The sequence below is a fragment of the Micromonospora zamorensis genome, assembly GCF_900090275.1.
Taxonomy (GTDB): domain Bacteria; phylum Actinomycetota; class Actinomycetes; order Mycobacteriales; family Micromonosporaceae; genus Micromonospora; species Micromonospora zamorensis.
In genome coordinates this window covers 4982013-4996898 of the sequence record NZ_LT607755.1, presented here as the reverse complement: position 1 = coordinate 4996898, position 14886 = coordinate 4982013, and the positions used below count along the sequence as shown (strand labels likewise).

The following is a 14886-nucleotide window of genomic DNA, read 5'->3' as shown; positions in this document are numbered from 1 at the left end:
GGTCAGCCGACACCAGGCCACTCCAGTCGGATCCGGGTGCCGGTGCCGGGTGCCGAGTGCACGTCGGCCCGACCGCCGACCGCCGCCATCCGGCCGCCGATCGACTCGCGTAACCCGTACCGGTGGGGTGGGACGGTGGCCGGGTCGAAGCCGGGGCCGTCGTCGACGACCTCGACCACGACGCCGATCGCATCCCGTTTCAGCCGCAGCGTGGCCCGCGCGCCCGGCGCGTGACGGACCACGTTGGACATCGCCGCGTAGGTGCTCTCGCCGATGGCGTCGGCAACCCCGGACGGGACCGCACACGACTCCAGGTCAAGGTGCGCCGGAAGCTCGGGCAGGCGGGCCGCCACCAACCGCAACCGCCCGTCCAGCGGCACCGGGCCGTCACCGGCCACCGGGCCGACGTCGGTGTGCGCGACGAGAGTACGCAGGTCGGCGGCGCACCGGTCGCGGAAGGCGGTCGAGGGCCCGGACACCGCGCCCAGCCCGACCATGGTCAAGGTGCCGAGCACCGTGTCGTGCAGGTCGCGATTCTGCTGACGTTCCGCCTCGCGGGCGGTTCGCGCGACCAACGCCTCCCGGGTCAACCGTTGATGCTCGACGAAGGCGCGGTCCGCACGGCCGAGCCGTCGACGCATCACCGCCGTCATCATCGCCGTGCAGGCGGTCTGCACCAACAGGGTGGCCGCGTGCGCCCGAGCCTCGGTGGGATTGCCGGCGGCCTGCGCGCCTGTCACATAGGTGGCGACGACGAGCAGGCCGGCCGGGATGGACCAGCGCGCCGGGGCGGTGGCCTGGGTGTTGATCACCGTGGTGCTGGCCAGCACGGCGATCCAACTGCCCTCACCGGGCAGGACCCCGGGTGCCACCATGACGGGGATGAGCAGGCAGGCCACCGCGGTGACCGCGACGTCACCGGCGACCAGGCTCGGTGTGATCCCGTGGCGCAACGCGCGGTGCGCGTACCAGAGCGACCAGCCGGTCAGCGCGGCGACGCCGGGCAGCAACACGGCTGGCTCGACCGGCGGGGTCTGCACCGACAGGGCCACCGACGCGCCGACCAACCCGCAGGTCAGCCGCAGCAGCGCCGGCAGTGTGGTGAAGATGAGGCCGAATGCGCCGCCGGCCGGATTGTCCAGCGTGGGCGGCGGCACGGGCGGGGTGGCAACGGCCGGCATCGGGAAGTGTCCTTCCGACAACGACCCGGTCCGGGTCCGTGCGGTAGAGATCGACATCGGACAATAGCATGGCTGGTGTCGAACGTTGACCCCGTTGTGCGCAGAGTGTCGCTAATGTGTCACTCTGCGCTGCGGGGTTGGAGCAGGTCCCAGCGGTTGCCGTAGAGATCGGCGAAGACCGCGACAGAGCCGTACGCCTCGTGGCGTGGTTCCTCCAGGAAACGCACCCCGGCGGCCACCATCCGGGCGTGGTCCCGGGCGAAGTCCTCGGTGTACAGGAACAACCCGACCCGGCCGCCGGTCTGGTCGCCGATCCGGGCGCGCTGCTCGTCGGTGCTCGCCCTGGCCAGCAGCAACGCCGTCTCCCGGGCGCCCGCCGGGCGGACAACCACCCATCGCGAACCGTCGGGTCGGGCGGTGTCCTCCACCAACTCGAAACCGAGGTCGCCGACGTAGAAGTCGATCGCCTCGTCGTACTCCCTGACCACCAGCGCGACGAGTCCCAGATGTGCCATCCGGTCATCATGCCGCCGGGCACGTCGCACCCGGTTGGCGGCGTCCCCGCCGGTCGCCCGGATCACGCCGCAGCGCGCCGTCGCAGCGGCGCGTGTCGCGGCTTGCGCGTGAACCACTCGCGTCTGTCAGGTGCCCCGGCGGGAACCGAGTGCGGCCGTGGGCCGTCCCATCCTCGGGTGGAGAGGTGGTGAGCCGGATGCGCTCGTCCCGGACCGTACTGGCGTTCGCACTGCTCGGCATGGCGCTGGGTGGCTGCGGTGGCACGACCACCGGGCCGGGCGTGGCCGAGGAGCCCGGCCCGGCTCAGATCGTCGACTCGTGGGCCTCCTGCCGCGCAGCGGCACCACAGGCCGGTGCGGTGTTGTCGGTACCGAACACGCCGACACCGACACCGAGCGTGCCCGAGCCGAAGATCGGGCGCATCGACCCCGCGTTCACCCCGGTCGCCGCCGTGCTCTGCGGGCGGGAGATCCGACCGGGCGTCAACGGAGGCCAGGAGCAGACCGCCACGGAGCGACGCGCCGAGCAGATCGCACCGCTGCTCGCCGCACTGCGCCTGCCCAACGAGCAGGCCGACGGGGAGATCGCCTGCACCCTCGACATGGTCATCCCACCCTGGTTGGCCCTGCTCGACGACCGGGGGCGCTGGCTGCGGCCGTACCTGCCGACAACCGTCTGCGGCAGGCCGCGCGCCGAGGTGAGCGACGCCCTCGCCGGGTTGTCCTGGACCACTGTGGACACCCGTACGGTCGGCCAGGTCGAATCCCCGGCGGCCGAGGCCGCCGGATGCGCGCAACGATGGACGGACATGGTGTGGGTGGAGACCAGCAACGAACGCCGCGGGCCGCCCGCGCCGGCCACGTCTCCGGCCGCCGGGCCGCTGCGCCTCTGCGTCTACCAGGTGCCCGCGTCGGAGCAGGGTGGCGGCAAGCCGGCGGGCGATTTCGTGTACGGCGGGCCGCTGCCGGCCGAGCGTCAGGGGGGCGTGCTCCGTGGGCTGGCCAACCGCCGGGCGGTGGTCGAGTGTCAGACCCCGGCGTCGCGTTTCGCGGTGCTGCGCCCGCTGGACGGCGCCGCCGGACCCGACCGGTACGTGGAACTCGACGGCTGCCGACGCTTCCTGGTCGCGCCACCGACGGGTGGAGCGCAGCTCGGTCAGGGCGACGAAGCGCTGGCCGCGTTGCTGGGGCCCGTCTGAGCCCGCTCAGCGCTTCGCGAGCCGCTCTCGTCCACGCAAACTCCGGCGCGGCACGTCGCACCACAGGGGAGTAGGGTGAAAATTCTGTAGCCCACGTCCCTGGATGGGGCGGGGCGAGCCGGCGTCACGAGATCGGCGTGGGTCCCAGGTCCACCCGCCGTGGATCTGTGCAGCAGCCCGCCAAGGCGTGCTGCCATCCGCGCGCTCGACGGCTCTGCCGGCAGCGGGCGCGCCGGCCCCGAGGACCTGGTGCACTCATGCCCCGCCTGCCGACGGACCCCGCCACCGCGTTCGTCGAACTCGGGGGTATCAAGCTCTCCGAGGTCAATCTCGACGAGGTCCTTCAGCGGGTAGCTGAGCTCGCGAAACGCGTCCTGCCCATGCCGGTGGAGGTGTCGGTCACGTTGATGCGTGGTGGGGTCGGACATACGGCGGCCTTCACCAGTGAGGTCGCCCGTGACATGGACGAGGGGCAGTATGCCCACGGGCGTGGCCCGTGCCTGGAGGCCGCCGCCAGCGGCGATGTCGTGTCCGTCCCCGATCTGGCCAGCGAGGACCGGTGGCCGGTGTGGGCCGCCCGCGGCCGGGGGCGGGGCCTGGGCAGTTCACTGTCGATCGGCCTGCCGATCCAGGAAGCTGTCGTCGGAGCGCTGAACGTCTACGCGCACACACCCGAGGCCTTCGACGACGAAGCCGTGACGGTGCTGGAGACGTTCGCCGCGTACGCCGCGGTCGCCCTGTCCAACGCCCAGCTCTACGACAGCACCGCCAACCTCGCCCGGCAGATGCGCGAGGCGATGGCCAACCGGGCGGTCATCGAGCAGGCCAAGGGCATCGTCATGGCCGAGCGGCGCTGCGGCCCCGCCGAGGCGTTCGCGATCCTGTCGAAGGTCTCGCAGGACTCCAACCGCAAGGTCCGTGACGTGGCCCAGGCTCTGGTCGACCGGACCGCCGGGCCACGCCGGGGCTGACGGCCATCCGGCCGCGCCCGGACGTGTGCGGGGCGAGACTTCGGGTAGGGCCGAGGGAAGCCGACGAGAGGATTCCCCGATGCCGAGCACCACGATGCCCATGCTCGAGACGTACCCAAAGTCGATCAACCTGGACCGGGCGAAGCTTGCGGCGGCGATCGACGCCCTCAACGACTGCGCCCAGGCGTGTACGGCGTGCGCTGACGCCTGCCTCAGCGAGGACATGGTCGCCGACCTGACCAAGTGCATCCGGACGGACCTGGACTGCGCGGACATCTGCACCACCACGGCCCGGGTGCTGTCCCGGCACACCGGCTACGACGCGAACCTCAGCCGGAGCATCCTGGAGGCGTGCGCCACGGCGTGCAAGTCGTGCGGTGACGAGTGTGCCCGGCACGCCGACATGCACGAGCACTGCCGGATCTGTGCGGACGCCTGCCGGGCCTGCGAGCGGGCCTGTCGGGACCTGCTGGCCACGATGAGCTGACCGCGGCGCGCGGTGCCGGGCGCCGAGGGGCCTCACGCGGAAGGCTCGCTACTTCGACAGGGCGCGCTCCAGCTCCGCCTTCGACATCGACGAGCGACCCTTGATGCCGCGCTGCTTCGCCTCGTTGTAGAGCTGCTCCTTGGTGCGACCCTTCGCGCCGCTGTGGGAGCGCTTACCGCCGCGGTGCCCGGACGACACGTCGTTGCGCGACGACCGGCTCGACGTGCGCGCCTCACCCGAGCGGGCCCGTTCCTTGTTCACCGTGCGGGCCGCGATCTCCTTGGCCCGGCCGGCGGAGGCGCCCCGCTCCTGCGCGCTCTCCTTGATGTGCTCGTACTGCCGCTCCCTCTTGGGGCTTGATCCTGCTGGCATCGGTGCCTCCCGCAGCCGCTGTCGGGTGAGGTCGAGACCCGGCTCGCACAGTCCGAGGTGCGATCGAGGCATCCCAGGCCGGGGCGTCGCGCTCACGCTTCTGGGCCACCATGCCCAGTCGCCACAGAGGTCAAACGAGTGCCGCCGAACGCGCGCGGCCGACGATCGCCCGGCACGTTGTCGGCGCGACGGAACGGCGCCGGCCGTCCCGGCCCGCGCGCTGGACCCGATCCGGCTCTGCACGTTCGGAACCGCTGCGAGCGGCGTCGTATAGTTGTTGCCGCAGCCGACGCCTGTGCGTCGGCCAGTCAGCGTCCAGCAGCGGGCGCCGGGCTCGGTTGGCGAGCCTGTGCGGCGCCCCGTGTTCGCGGTGCGCCATCACCACGCGCGCTGCCGTCGCCTTCCTGCAACTGGTACGCGCCCCGGGCACGAGGACCTTGACGTCATGGCACAGCAGCCCATTGATCCCAATGCGGCGATCTCTGAACTCGGCCAGATCAAATTCGGCGAGACCGATCTGTCCGGAGTGTTGAGCCAGGTCTCCGAGCTGGCACGCCGAACGATTCCCGGCGCCGAAGAGGTGTCGGTGACGTTGCTGAAGCAGGAGGGGGCGCACACCGCCGCGTTCAGCGGCGAGATGGCGTTACGACTCGACGAACTGCAGTACGAGTATGAGCAGGGCCCGTGTCTGGAGGCGGCGAAAGAGGCCGCCGTCGTGTCCGTCCCGGACATGTCCGAAGAGGTTCGTTGGCCGCAGTGGGCGGCTCAAGCCGTGCAGGGCGGAGCGCTCAGCTCACTGTCGATCGGGTTCCCGATCCAGGAGACCGTGCTCGGGGCACTGAACATCTACGGGGTCAAACCGGGCGCCTTCGACGACGACGCGGTCACCCTCGCGCAGACGTTCGCCGGGTACGCCGCCGTCGCCCTCGCCAACGCCCACCTGTACGACACCACCGCCACCCTGGCCGCGCAGATGCAGTCGGCCATGCAGAGTCGAGCGGTCATCGAGCAGGCGAAGGGCATCATCATGGGTGAACGCCGCTGCACCCCGGACGAGGCGTTCGCCGTCCTCGCGAAGGTCTCCCAGGACTCCAACCGCAAACTGCGGGACGTCGCCTCCGCGCTGGTCGAAAGGGCCGCCCGACCGTCGAGCCTCAAACGGGATCGCGGTGACGCAGGCCACCTGCCGTGAGCATGCTGCGCCGTTCGAAGTGGCGGCCCGGCAGCGCACCTCCGGTTGATCGGCAGGGGCGCACGAGTCGACTGGCGGTCGACGGCTGTTCCTATTACCGTTGGGTTCGGGTCAAGACACGCGCCCTTCCTGTTACGAATCTCGACAGGAGGCGCGAGCCCCTATGACTGAGCGTTCCTGGCTCCTCCAGACCCACTTCGATCGGTCCCCGCCGGCAGTCAGCCGAGGGCTGGTCACACCAGCGACGCTCGCCATCCGCCAGGCGGCCCCTGAGGTGGAGTCCTCCGAGTTGTCGTTCCACGTGGCTCGCTTCACCGAGCCCACCGACCTGTCCGCAACCATCTCCGCCGACCGGATGGTCGTCGCCCCGGTGGGTTATGTCGACATGGACACCGCGCCGCGCCTGGCGGTGGCACTGTTCAACGCGGTCGACAGCCATCCCGAGGTCTGTTGCGACCTGAGCGGCGTCGGGTTCTTCAGCGCCGCGGGTGTGCACGTCCTCCTGCTGGCGCGCGACCGGGCGGAACAGGTCGGGTCTCGCTTCTCGGTCCGAGGCGCCAGCGGAGTCACTCTGCGCGTGTTGCGGATCACCGGCGTGGAGCCTCTGCTCCTCGACGGCGAACGCGGCTGAGAACCGCCGATCCGTGCGACCGGACGAGTTGCACGCTCGCCATGTCGGAGGTCGCTGGTAGAAGGAGCAACAAGCATTGTCGTGAGGGGGTCGAGCGTGGAGGTACGGGACGCGGCCAAGCGGTGGGCGACCGTGTGGGCGCACGGATGGCCCGCCAAGGACATCGACGGCATCGCCGGGCTGCAAGCCGAGGACGGCGATCACTGGGCGTCGATGTTCCGCCCGTACCGGGGGCGTGTGGGGCTCCGCGCGTACCTGCGGGAGTGCTTCGACGAGGAGACCCGCCCGGCCGAGGTCTGGTTTGGCGACCCGCAGGTCGACGGCGACACGGCGAGCGTCGAATACTGGGCGGTCACCTACCCGAACGACCGGCCGTTCACCATCTCCGGCTGCACCCTGTTGCGTTTCGACGACGCGGGCCTGGTGACCGAGGCCCGCGACTACTCCCACGCCAAGGAAGGGCGGTTCCTGCCGCCCGCCAACCTGTTCGGGTGACGTCTCACGCCCGCGGCGACTGTCACCAGGTGTCCGGGCGGTCCAGGTCGCCGGTCGGCTGGTAGCCGCCGAGGACCACCAGGCCGTCCTCCTGAACCAGGTCCTCGGCTCGGTGCTCGTCATCGGTCAGCAGTCGGGCGAGCCGGATCAGCGCCGATGTGCGAGCGAACGCGTACTCCTCGAACGTCACGCCCTATTGACGCCGTAGGTCAGCCGGCCCGTAGACACCCGCCGGGTGTTTCTGTCGGCCGCGCAGCGCCTGCCGACCCGCCGGCGGCGTTCTCAGCTGCATGGCCGGCGGGACTGCTCACGGCGGCAGAGAAAATCTCTGTGCGAAGAGCTAGATTTTCTTGCGGCTGTCGGCTAACGTTTCTGAAGTCGAAGACGGAGCAAGTAAAGACGCTGACGTAACCGTCCCGCACGAGGACGAAGGAGTTGGGCCAGGAAACTCGTGGGCCCGCTCAGAAGTTGCGGGTGAGGCCGAGGCTCGTTCAGGGCTTCACCCGAGGCAAGCAGGGTTCGTCGCACGTGTCAGGGCCATGAAGTCGCGTGGGGCTCGGACACCGACGGACAGCAAGAGGAACGACAGAGGAAATCAGAGGCAAGGGAGGGCGTAACACCGTTGGATCGCCCGCTGCCACCCGTGGACATGGGCTGGGCGCGGACACCGCAGTATCCATCGAACGAAAGGTGGTCTCCGGTCACGCATACGCGATCCTCGCACCCGATGCCGTCATTGACGGCCGGTGTGGACAAGACAAGCCGACGTTCTGTCGGCAGATGGTGTTCCTGACCCACAACCCTTGGGCCCCGGTGCTTCCGAGCACCGGGGCCCTCGTGATGGAGGTTTCATGACCCAATCCGACGACATGCTTGACGACGAGGACTACCCCGCGTACACCATGGGCCGTGCCGCCGAGATCATCGGCTGCTCGCAGGACTTCCTCCGTCGGCTCGGTGACGCCAAACTTTTCGACCCGCAGCGCTCCAGCGGCGGGCACCGCCGCTACTCCCGCTACCAGCTCCGCCTTGCCGCACGAGCCCGGGAGATGTGCGACCAGGGCACCGACATCGTCTCGGCCTGCCGGATCATCATTCTTGAGGACCAGCTCGAAGAGGCCCTTCGACGCAACGAGCGCTACCAGCAGGGCTGAACACACCCCACGCTGCGCCCTCCCGCACAAGTGACGCCGACCGCACACGGTCCCTCCCACCAGGGCAGGGACCGTTCGTCGTCTGCGGAAGGGTCTCGGTTCGGTGCCGCCCAGCTCAGAGCTGCTGGACGATCTGAATCGGGTTGCCGTCCGGGTCGGCCGTCCAGGCGATCAGCAGGCGATCGAGCCACCGGTGCGGTGCGGCCAGTGCGGGGGCGCCGCTCGCCGTGAGTGCGGCGTACGCGGCGGCGGTGTCGTCGGTCCAGAGGATCACCGCGGCCCGCTGGCCCTGGGGCACCGGGTCGAGCCCGTGATCGTCGCGGGTGGAGGCCACCGAGGCGATGCCGATCTTGTAGCCGTCGAGCACGAGATCGATGTGGATCGGCTCGCCCTCGACTGGCACCCGGAAGGTCTCGGTGAAGCCGAGACCGGCGTAGAACTCGGCCGCGCGCAGAACGTCCTCAGAGAAGAGGATCACCTGCGGAGTGCGGAACATCGACACATCCCGACGCTATCAGCGCAGCGGAGCTGACGCCGGAGCGATGCTGCCAGCCCGCGGGAGATGCCAGGCACAGCACTGTTCTGCCAGCGGCTAAGACCGGTCCGACCGGGCTCGACGGTCGCTACAGTCCGGTCTCATGAGGACGGTTACAACGCGTACGGTCGAGTATCCGGCCGACGGTTTGACGATGGTCGGGCACCTCGCGCTCCCGGCCGGTGTCGACCGCCGGCCCGCGGTGCTGCTCGGACCAGAGGGCACGGGGCTCAGCGACGTCGAGCGCCGCCGAGCCGACACCCTGGCTGAGCTGGGGTACGTGGCGCTGGCCTTCGACCTTCACGGCGGGCGCTATTTGGGCGACCCCGAGGAGATGCTGGCCCGTTGCATGCCGCTGCTCGCCGACCCCGACCGGATGCGGGGCATCGGCCACGCGGCGCTCGACGTGTTGCGCGCCGAACCGCGGACCGACCCCGACCGGATCGCCGCCGTCGGCTACGGCACCGGGGGCGCCATCGGGCTGGAACTTGGGCGCGACGGCGTCAACCTGCGCGCGATCGGGACAGTCAACGGACTGATCACGGGCCGACCCGGCGAGGCGGCGCGCATTCGCTGCCCGGTGTGGGCCGGGGTCGGGTCGGAAGACCCCATCATGCCGCCCGCGCAACGGGACGCGTTCACCGCCGAGATGCAGGCCGCGGGCGTCGATTGGCGCCTCGTGGTCTACGGCGGCGCCTTGCACGCCTTCCACCACCCGCCGGTCGACCACCCCACGGTCCCCGGCGTCGGCTGCCACCCACGGCACGCGCAGCGAGCCTGGCGCGACGTCGTCGACCTGCTCGCCGAGTGCCTGCCCTTAACGGAGTGATTTGGGTCGGCAACCGCGATTCCGGGGCCACGGACCAGGCGATCGACCGCCGCCGGCTGAATGAATGGCTGTACGGGCGCCGTTGTGATCGACTCGACGGGGAAAGGCAGGTCGCTGACCTGGAACGACGGTGGTGCGCCCGGCAGGATTCGAACCTGCGGCCTTGGGATTAGAAGTCCCCTGCTCTATCCGCTGAGCTACGGGCGCGCGTGACGTGGATGTCGCGCCCAGAGGGTACCGCCGTCCTGCTGCCCGGCGGCGAAAAGGGTGCCCGCGTCCACGTTGTCGAGCAGGGTCTCATGTCACCGGCCTGGTGGGCATCCGGGTTCCCGCGGACCGACCTGGCCTCGGACCGTACCTTTGGCTGGTGTTGCTGGATTCCGACGCCGAGAGCGACGTCGCCTACGAGCTGTGTCAGGTCGTCGGTCGCGCCATCCTGCCGTACCGGTCGTCGGACGACGACCAGCACCACGGCACCGCGTTCTTCTTCCAGGGCGGCGACGACCCGGTCGGGGAGTCGCTGTTGACGGCGGCCGACCTGGTCGGCACGCCGGGTGGCGAGCTGGGGCTGCGGACGAGCGTCACCGAGCCGGCCGGCGTCGCCCCGGCAGCCGTGTCCGAGGTCGGGATCGTGCCCGGCTGGGCCCGTTTCCCGGGCGACGGGGTCGCGGTGCTGCCGACCGCGGACCTGCACCGGTTGGCCGGTGACGGTGGCTGGCGGTGGCGCGTTCAGCCGGTCCCTGCGGGGATCGCCGCCGGGCCCGAGGTGGTCGCCCGCCTCGGCGCCGACGCCGGTTCCGCTTTCGTGCTGGCCCATGGGGTACGCGAAGACGGGTCGCGTCCGCTGGAGGTCGCGATCGAGCGGGTGGTCCGCGACGGGGACACCGTGCGGATCACCACGGAGCTGCCGCAGGGGTACGTCGGCGCGCCGGTCTTCGTCGTCCAGCCCGACTCCAGCGGGGAGCTGTCGCCGTACTGCCTTGGCCTGGTGCTGCCCGGCGTCGGCGAGCACCCGGTGGCGACCTTCGACCGGATCCGAGCCGTCCTTCCGGCGACGCCCGGCGACATCTGAGCCACGCAGCGCCGTCTGAGCCACGCCCGGCGCAACGTCTGAGCCGCGCCCACTGACGTCACCCGTGCCTCGCGTCGCCCTCCCGACTGGTCAGCCGCCGGCCGGCGCGGCACCTGCCGTGTCGGCCGTGGACCGTCGGCTCTCCGGGAGCCTGGCCTCGCCGGTGGTCGAGTCGGTGCCGGTGGAGGCCCCGACGCTCGGTGGCCCGCCGCCTGCCGCAGGGTCGGCCGGTGCGGGATCGGCGGTAGCCGGGGCGGCCGGCGCCAGGTCGGTCGACCCGGGGTCGGCCGTGACCGGACCGGCCGGGGCGGTGGGGCCGGCGGCGAGGAACGCTTCGGCCCAGCGGCCCACCTCGTCGAAGACCTTCTTGCGGACGGCCGGGCCGGAGAGCGTGAGGTCGTGCAGCCCGCCGTCGAAACGGGCCAGGGTGACGTGCCGGCCGAGGCGGGGCGCGTACCGGACCATGTGCTCGACGTCCAGCACGGCGTCGGCCAGTGTCGCGTTGTCGTGCCACCTGGTGCCCCGGAAGGAGCGGGTCGAGTAGGCCAGCAGCACCGGCACCTGGATGTCGAGGCCGGCGCGCAGCCGGCGTTGACCAGTGCGGATCGCGTTCAGCCAGCCGGCCCGGACCGGGAACCCGGCCAGCGGCTTCCACGCCAGGTCATAGGTCCACTCGCCGCGGTGGTCGGAGTGGATGCTCTCGCCGTACACCGTGCCCAGCCCGAACGGCAGGATGCGGTGCGGCGCCCTGCGGCCCAGGCGGGAGACGGCGGCCGCGAGGGGTCGGCGCACCGCCCAGGGGGCGTTCAGGTCGAAAAACGGGCTGTTGAGCACCAAGCCGTCGACGGTGCCGGCGTCGCGGCGGGCGTCCGCCCAGAGCGAGAGGATCAGGCCGCCGGTGGAGTGGCCCATCGCCAGCAGGGTGTCGTGCCCGTCGTCGGAGCGGATGATCTCGGCGGCGGCGTCCAGCTCGGGGAAGTAGTCGCTGATGTCGCGGCAGAAGTTCGGGGTCTGGCCCGGGAGCAGACTGCGACCGTATTTGCGCAGGTCGAGCGCGTAGAAGTCCCAGCCCCGTTCGGCGAAGAAGTCGGCCAGATGGGTCTGGAAAAAGTAGTCGACGAAGCCGTGCACGTAGAGGACGGCCCGCCCGGTGGGGCGCTCGGCGCGCCGCCGGACCAGAGTCGCGACGACCGGTCCCTCGTCGTCGGTGCCCAGATTGATCGTCTGCCGCTCGTACGGCGGCCCCAACACGTCCGGTTCCACAGACGCGACGCTACGCCGCGAACCTACCCAGCGGTAGCCCGCGCTCTGGCTGGCCCCCGCGATCCTGGCCTGCCCCGCGATCCTGCTCCTGATGCCGTGGCGCAGCCTCTGCGAGCTGCGTGCGCGGCCCTGAAGGTGCAGGATCGCGGGGACGAGGCGTGGGTCAGACCGTTTCCGCGTCGGCGCGGCTCGGGTCGGCGGCGGGCAGCTGCTCCTGGCCGTCGGCGGGGTCCAGCTCACTCTGCGGCTGCGGGACGTCGCGCAGGTGCTTGTTGTGCCGGGGCTCCTGGCGGGTCTTGGCGTCGTTGAGCCGGCGGCGCAGGTCGTCGCGGACGTCGTTGAGCGCGGCGTGCAGGTCCTCCTCGCCGGAGGTGGTGACGATCTTCTGTCGGCCGGCGATCCAGCACTCCAGGGTGACCTTCTGGCCGCGGGCCTCCCGGTCCTTCACCGACACCTCGAGCTCGGTGGCGTCGGCGTGGAAACTGGCCAACCGGGCGTCGAGGGTGGCGAACTGCTCGGCGATCCAGTTGCGGTCGCCCTGCGAGAACCCGGCACCCACCCGCAGGCACTCCGCAACGGTGGCCGGGTTCGCCACGGCGCTCATCGCTGCGCCTCGGAGACGTTTGCGGAGCCGATTTCGGTGATCATCATGGCGCTGACCTCTCGTCGACGTGGAGCTGTCGGTGGTGCGTTGATCAAGTGCATACCCAGTTCGGGCAGCCCCGGAAACCGCCGACGTCGAGTCGGGCGGGTCGGGCGTACCACATCAGGGCGTGATCAGGGCGTTGTCCACAGGTGGCTTCGTTGTCCACAGGTCGGAGGTGGGGCGCTGGTGATGGCCGCCCTCAGCGCACAGGCTCGTTGTCGAGTCGACTCGCGCTGGCAGGCCCCAATCCCCCTGGAGGGACGATGTTCGACACCTACGTGACAATCGTCGGCAATGTGCTGACAACGCCCGAGTGGCGGCGTACCACCCAGAGCAACACCCTGGTGGCCAACTTCAAGGTCGCCTCGACCGCCCGACGGCTCGACCGCGACAGCGGCCGGTGGGTCGACGGCAACTCACTGCGCGTCCGCGTCAACTGCTGGCGCAAGCTCGCCGAGGGCGTGGCGGCATCGGTCATGGTCGGCGATCCGGTGGTGGTCTGCGGGCGGCTCTACACCCGCGACTGGACCGACGACGCCGGCAACCACCGCACCCTCTACGAGTTGGAGGCGGTCGCCGTCGGCCACGACCTGTCCCGAGGGCGGGCCCGGTTCCTGCGTAACCGGCCCAGTGTCACGACCAGCACGGTGGAGGACGCGGAGGCCGAGAGCCGCGTGCACGGCGAGCCCACCGAGCCGGTCCCGGCCGGGCAGGCGCCCGTGCTGCCCGACGACCGCCCGTTGGACGACGACTTCGAGCTGCCCGACTACGCCGCGCTGCGCACCAGCCCGTTCGCCGACGGCCCGGTGGATGGTGATCTCGTCCCGAGCGGCGGGCGGATGGGGCCGGTCGACGTCCTGCCCGACCTCGACGACGAGCTGCCCCTCCCGCCCGAGGAAGACGAGGACAACGCCGACCTGGACGACGAGCTGGAGCCGGTGCCGGACGAGGGTCAGCCGGAGCCCGCGCAGTCCGGTCGGGGACGGCGTGGCCGGGGCCGGGTCCCGCAGCCGGCATGACCCATCGGTTCGGCCCTCGCGGGCCGGGCGCCTGACGATCCCGTGCCGGTCGGGCGCCACGCCGCTCGTCACCGCCTCTTTGGCGGCTGGTCGGTCGCCGCTTCGGCAGCACCGCACCGGACGTAACGGCACGACGGGGGCGGGGTGGCGATGCGATCAGCGTCGTCACCCCGCGTGACAACAACTGAAGGACCGGCCCGCCTGGCGTGCCACGAAGCGTCCTTCACTGGTGAAGCACCGTGGGCCGGGCTGGTTCACGGGTTGCTCGTCTAGGCTGGCCGGCCGGAGGTGGTGCGGGTGCGACGGACAGCGCCGGTGGCGAACGCGGTGGGGCTGCTGGCCGGGTACGCGCTCGACAGGCTGCTCGGTGACCCGCGCCGGTGGCATCCGGTGGCCGGCTTCGGTCAGGCCGCCGGAACGTTGGAGCGCCGCCTCTACCGGCCGGACCGTACGGCGGGTGTGGCGTTCACCGCGCTGGCCGTGGGCGGGCCGGTGCTGCTCGGGGCCGTCGCCGCGGCGGCCACCCGGCACCGGCCGGTGACCCGGGCGGTGCTCGTGGCCGCCAGCACGTGGACCGTCCTGGGCGGTCGCACGCTGCGGCACGAGGCCACGGTCATGGGTCGGACGCTGCGCGCCGGTGACCTTCCCGCAGCCCGTCAACGTCTCGGTCACCTCTGCGGACGGGACCCGTCGACGCTGGGCGAGTCCGAGTTGGCCCGCGCCACTGTCGAATCGGTCGCCGAGAACACGTCCGACGCGGTCGTCGCCCCGCTGGTCTGGGGTGCGGTCGCCGGTCTGCCCGGGCTGCTGGGCTACCGCGCGGCGAACACCCTCGACGCGATGGTCGGGCACCGGTCGGCGCGCTACGCACGGTTCGGCACTCCGGCCGCGCGGCTGGACGACGTGCTCAACCTGGTGCCGTCCCGGCTGACCGGGCTGCTCACCATCGCTGTCGCGCCCGTCGCCCACGGGGATCGGCAACGGGCCTGGCAGGTGTGGCGGCGTGACCGCAACGACCACCCGAGCCCCAACGCCGGCCAGTGCGAGGCGGCCATGGCCGGCGCGCTCGGCGTCCGCCTCGGTGGCCGCAACGTCTACTTCGGGCGCTCCGAGGTGCGGCCGTTCCTCGGCGACGGCCCCCGTCCCGAGGCGCGGCACCTGAAGCGTGCCGCCCGGATCTCCGGCGCTGTCGGGTTGGCGGCCGTGGGGTTGGCGGCCGCGTACCCGGTGACCCTCGGCCGTCTGGTCGGCGCCGTGGGCCGGCGCGGGTTGGCCGTCGTGACCGGTGGGCGTGGGCTTGTCGCCTTGGCGGGTGGGCTCGGGCC

At 71.4% G+C, this 14886-nt stretch carries 16 protein-coding genes, 1 tRNA gene and 2 pseudogenes; 11 read left to right on the top strand and 8 right to left on the bottom strand.

Going from position 1 to position 14886, the window contains the following annotated elements:
- Positions 1-2 precede the first annotated feature (2 nt).
- Both GA0070619_RS22080 and GA0070619_RS22075 read right to left on the bottom strand, forming a co-directional pair.
- A complete protein-coding gene (locus tag GA0070619_RS22080) occupies positions 3-1181 on the bottom strand; it encodes a sensor histidine kinase (RefSeq protein ID WP_088949812.1) in 1179 nt (392 codons plus the stop codon).
- 119 nt (positions 1182-1300) lie between these two features.
- Positions 1301-1696 (bottom strand): VOC family protein, encoded by a 396-nt coding sequence (locus GA0070619_RS22075; RefSeq protein ID WP_088951975.1) that lies wholly within the window; start codon positions 1694-1696, stop codon positions 1301-1303.
- A 197-nt stretch (positions 1697-1893) separates the two neighbouring features.
- Between GA0070619_RS22075 and GA0070619_RS22070 the strand changes: the two genes are divergently transcribed.
- The 3 genes from GA0070619_RS22070 to GA0070619_RS22060 all read left to right on the top strand — a co-directional run bounded on the left by GA0070619_RS22070 (position 1894) and on the right by GA0070619_RS22060 (position 4353).
- Positions 1894-2895 (top strand): hypothetical protein, encoded by a 1002-nt coding sequence (locus GA0070619_RS22070; protein WP_088949811.1) that lies wholly within the window; start codon positions 1894-1896, stop codon positions 2893-2895.
- 257 nt (positions 2896-3152) lie between these two features.
- Positions 3153-3866, top strand: coding sequence for a GAF and ANTAR domain-containing protein (locus GA0070619_RS22065; protein ID WP_088949810.1), 714 nt, complete (start codon positions 3153-3155; stop codon positions 3864-3866).
- Positions 3867-3945: 79 nt separating this feature from the next.
- Positions 3946-4353, top strand: coding sequence for a four-helix bundle copper-binding protein (locus GA0070619_RS22060; RefSeq protein WP_088949809.1), 408 nt, complete (start codon positions 3946-3948; stop codon positions 4351-4353).
- Positions 4354-4401: 48 nt separating this feature from the next.
- On the opposite strand, the gene GA0070619_RS22055 is transcribed toward GA0070619_RS22060, so the two are convergent.
- Positions 4402-4725, bottom strand: a complete 324-nt coding sequence (locus GA0070619_RS22055) for a plasmid stabilization protein (RefSeq protein WP_088951974.1) — start codon at positions 4723-4725, stop codon at positions 4402-4404.
- 445 nt (positions 4726-5170) lie between these two features.
- Between GA0070619_RS22055 and GA0070619_RS22050 the strand changes: the two genes are divergently transcribed.
- The 3 genes from GA0070619_RS22050 (at position 5171) to GA0070619_RS22040 (ending at position 7043) form a co-directional block, all read left to right on the top strand.
- On the top strand, positions 5171-5917 hold the full coding sequence (locus GA0070619_RS22050; protein ID WP_088949808.1) for a GAF and ANTAR domain-containing protein: 747 nt from the start codon (positions 5171-5173) through the stop codon (positions 5915-5917).
- 163 nt (positions 5918-6080) lie between these two features.
- Positions 6081-6548 carry an STAS domain-containing protein gene (locus GA0070619_RS22045; protein ID WP_088949807.1) on the top strand — a complete coding sequence of 156 codons (468 nt, stop codon included), beginning with the start codon at positions 6081-6083 and terminating at the stop codon, positions 6546-6548.
- A 96-nt stretch (positions 6549-6644) separates the two neighbouring features.
- Positions 6645-7043, top strand: a complete 399-nt coding sequence (locus tag GA0070619_RS22040) for a nuclear transport factor 2 family protein (protein ID WP_157744071.1) — start codon at positions 6645-6647, stop codon at positions 7041-7043.
- Between the two features lie 22 nt (positions 7044-7065).
- Here GA0070619_RS22040 and GA0070619_RS34150 read toward each other — a convergent pair whose 3' ends face one another.
- A complete protein-coding gene (locus tag GA0070619_RS34150; RefSeq protein WP_406083251.1) occupies positions 7066-7233 on the bottom strand; it encodes a hypothetical protein in 168 nt (55 codons plus the stop codon).
- Between the two features lie 661 nt (positions 7234-7894).
- On the opposite strand from GA0070619_RS34150, the gene GA0070619_RS22030 reads away from it, so the two are divergent.
- A complete protein-coding gene (locus tag GA0070619_RS22030) occupies positions 7895-8197 on the top strand; it encodes a MerR family transcriptional regulator (protein ID WP_088949805.1) in 303 nt (100 codons plus the stop codon).
- 115 nt (positions 8198-8312) lie between these two features.
- On the opposite strand, the gene GA0070619_RS22025 is transcribed toward GA0070619_RS22030, so the two are convergent.
- Entirely contained in the window at positions 8313-8693 is a 381-nt protein-coding gene (locus tag GA0070619_RS22025) for a VOC family protein (protein ID WP_210923722.1), read from the bottom strand.
- Positions 8694-8835: 142 nt separating this feature from the next.
- Here GA0070619_RS22025 and GA0070619_RS22020 point away from each other — a divergent pair, with 142 nt between their 5' ends.
- A complete protein-coding gene (locus GA0070619_RS22020; protein WP_088949803.1) occupies positions 8836-9561 on the top strand; it encodes a dienelactone hydrolase family protein in 726 nt (241 codons plus the stop codon).
- Positions 9562-9692: 131 nt separating this feature from the next.
- Here GA0070619_RS22020 and GA0070619_RS22015 read toward each other — a convergent pair.
- Positions 9693-9768 (bottom strand) — tRNA-Arg (locus tag GA0070619_RS22015).
- Between the two features lie 160 nt (positions 9769-9928).
- Between GA0070619_RS22015 and GA0070619_RS22010 the strand changes: the two genes are divergently transcribed.
- The gene (locus GA0070619_RS22010; protein ID WP_088951973.1) at positions 9929-10633 is read left to right on the top strand and encodes a hypothetical protein; all 705 of its coding nucleotides are present in this window, start codon (positions 9929-9931) and stop codon (positions 10631-10633) included.
- Between the two features lie 323 nt (positions 10634-10956).
- On the opposite strand, the pseudogene GA0070619_RS22005 reads toward GA0070619_RS22010, so the two are convergent.
- Both GA0070619_RS22005 and GA0070619_RS22000 read right to left on the bottom strand, forming a co-directional pair.
- A pseudogene (locus tag GA0070619_RS22005) lies at positions 10957-11896 on the bottom strand (alpha/beta hydrolase); the annotation flags it as partial.
- Positions 11897-12059: 163 nt separating this feature from the next.
- The gene (locus GA0070619_RS22000; RefSeq protein WP_088949802.1) at positions 12060-12500 is read right to left on the bottom strand and encodes an HPF/RaiA family ribosome-associated protein; all 441 of its coding nucleotides are present in this window, start codon (positions 12498-12500) and stop codon (positions 12060-12062) included.
- Positions 12501-12805: 305 nt separating this feature from the next.
- Here GA0070619_RS22000 and GA0070619_RS21995 point away from each other — a divergent pair, with 305 nt between their 5' ends.
- Positions 12806-13561 (top strand): single-stranded DNA-binding protein, encoded by a 756-nt coding sequence (locus GA0070619_RS21995; protein WP_172862094.1) that lies wholly within the window; start codon positions 12806-12808, stop codon positions 13559-13561.
- Positions 13562-13858: 297 nt separating this feature from the next.
- Positions 13859-14848, top strand: a pseudogene (locus GA0070619_RS21990) (cobalamin biosynthesis protein); the annotation flags it as partial.
- Positions 14849-14886 lie beyond the last annotated feature (38 nt).

What these genes read in the sequence shown, in the direction of transcription:
- GA0070619_RS22000 (WP_088949802.1), bottom strand. Translation starts at nt 12,500, where the DNA reads ATGAGCGCCGTGGCGAACCCGGCCACCGTTGCGGAGTGCCTGCGGGTG.
- GA0070619_RS22075 (WP_088951975.1), bottom strand. Translation starts at nt 1,696, where the DNA reads ATGGCACATCTGGGACTCGTCGCGCTGGTGGTCAGGGAGTACGACGAG.
- GA0070619_RS22080 (WP_088949812.1), bottom strand. Translation starts at nt 1,181, where the DNA reads ATGCCGGCCGTTGCCACCCCGCCCGTGCCGCCGCCCACGCTGGACAAT.
- GA0070619_RS21995 (WP_172862094.1), top strand. Translation starts at nt 12,806, where the DNA reads ATGTTCGACACCTACGTGACAATCGTCGGCAATGTGCTGACAACGCCC.
- GA0070619_RS22055 (WP_088951974.1), bottom strand. Translation starts at nt 4,725, where the DNA reads ATGCCAGCAGGATCAAGCCCCAAGAGGGAGCGGCAGTACGAGCACATC.
- GA0070619_RS22065 (WP_088949810.1), top strand. Translation starts at nt 3,153, where the DNA reads ATGCCCCGCCTGCCGACGGACCCCGCCACCGCGTTCGTCGAACTCGGG.
- GA0070619_RS22020 (WP_088949803.1), top strand. Translation starts at nt 8,836, where the DNA reads ATGAGGACGGTTACAACGCGTACGGTCGAGTATCCGGCCGACGGTTTG.
- GA0070619_RS22025 (WP_210923722.1), bottom strand. Translation starts at nt 8,693, where the DNA reads ATGTTCCGCACTCCGCAGGTGATCCTCTTCTCTGAGGACGTTCTGCGC.
- GA0070619_RS22045 (WP_088949807.1), top strand. Translation starts at nt 6,081, where the DNA reads ATGACTGAGCGTTCCTGGCTCCTCCAGACCCACTTCGATCGGTCCCCG.
- GA0070619_RS22070 (WP_088949811.1), top strand. Translation starts at nt 1,894, where the DNA reads ATGCGCTCGTCCCGGACCGTACTGGCGTTCGCACTGCTCGGCATGGCG.
- GA0070619_RS22050 (WP_088949808.1), top strand. Translation starts at nt 5,171, where the DNA reads ATGGCACAGCAGCCCATTGATCCCAATGCGGCGATCTCTGAACTCGGC.
- GA0070619_RS22060 (WP_088949809.1), top strand. Translation starts at nt 3,946, where the DNA reads ATGCCGAGCACCACGATGCCCATGCTCGAGACGTACCCAAAGTCGATC.
- GA0070619_RS22030 (WP_088949805.1), top strand. Translation starts at nt 7,895, where the DNA reads ATGACCCAATCCGACGACATGCTTGACGACGAGGACTACCCCGCGTAC.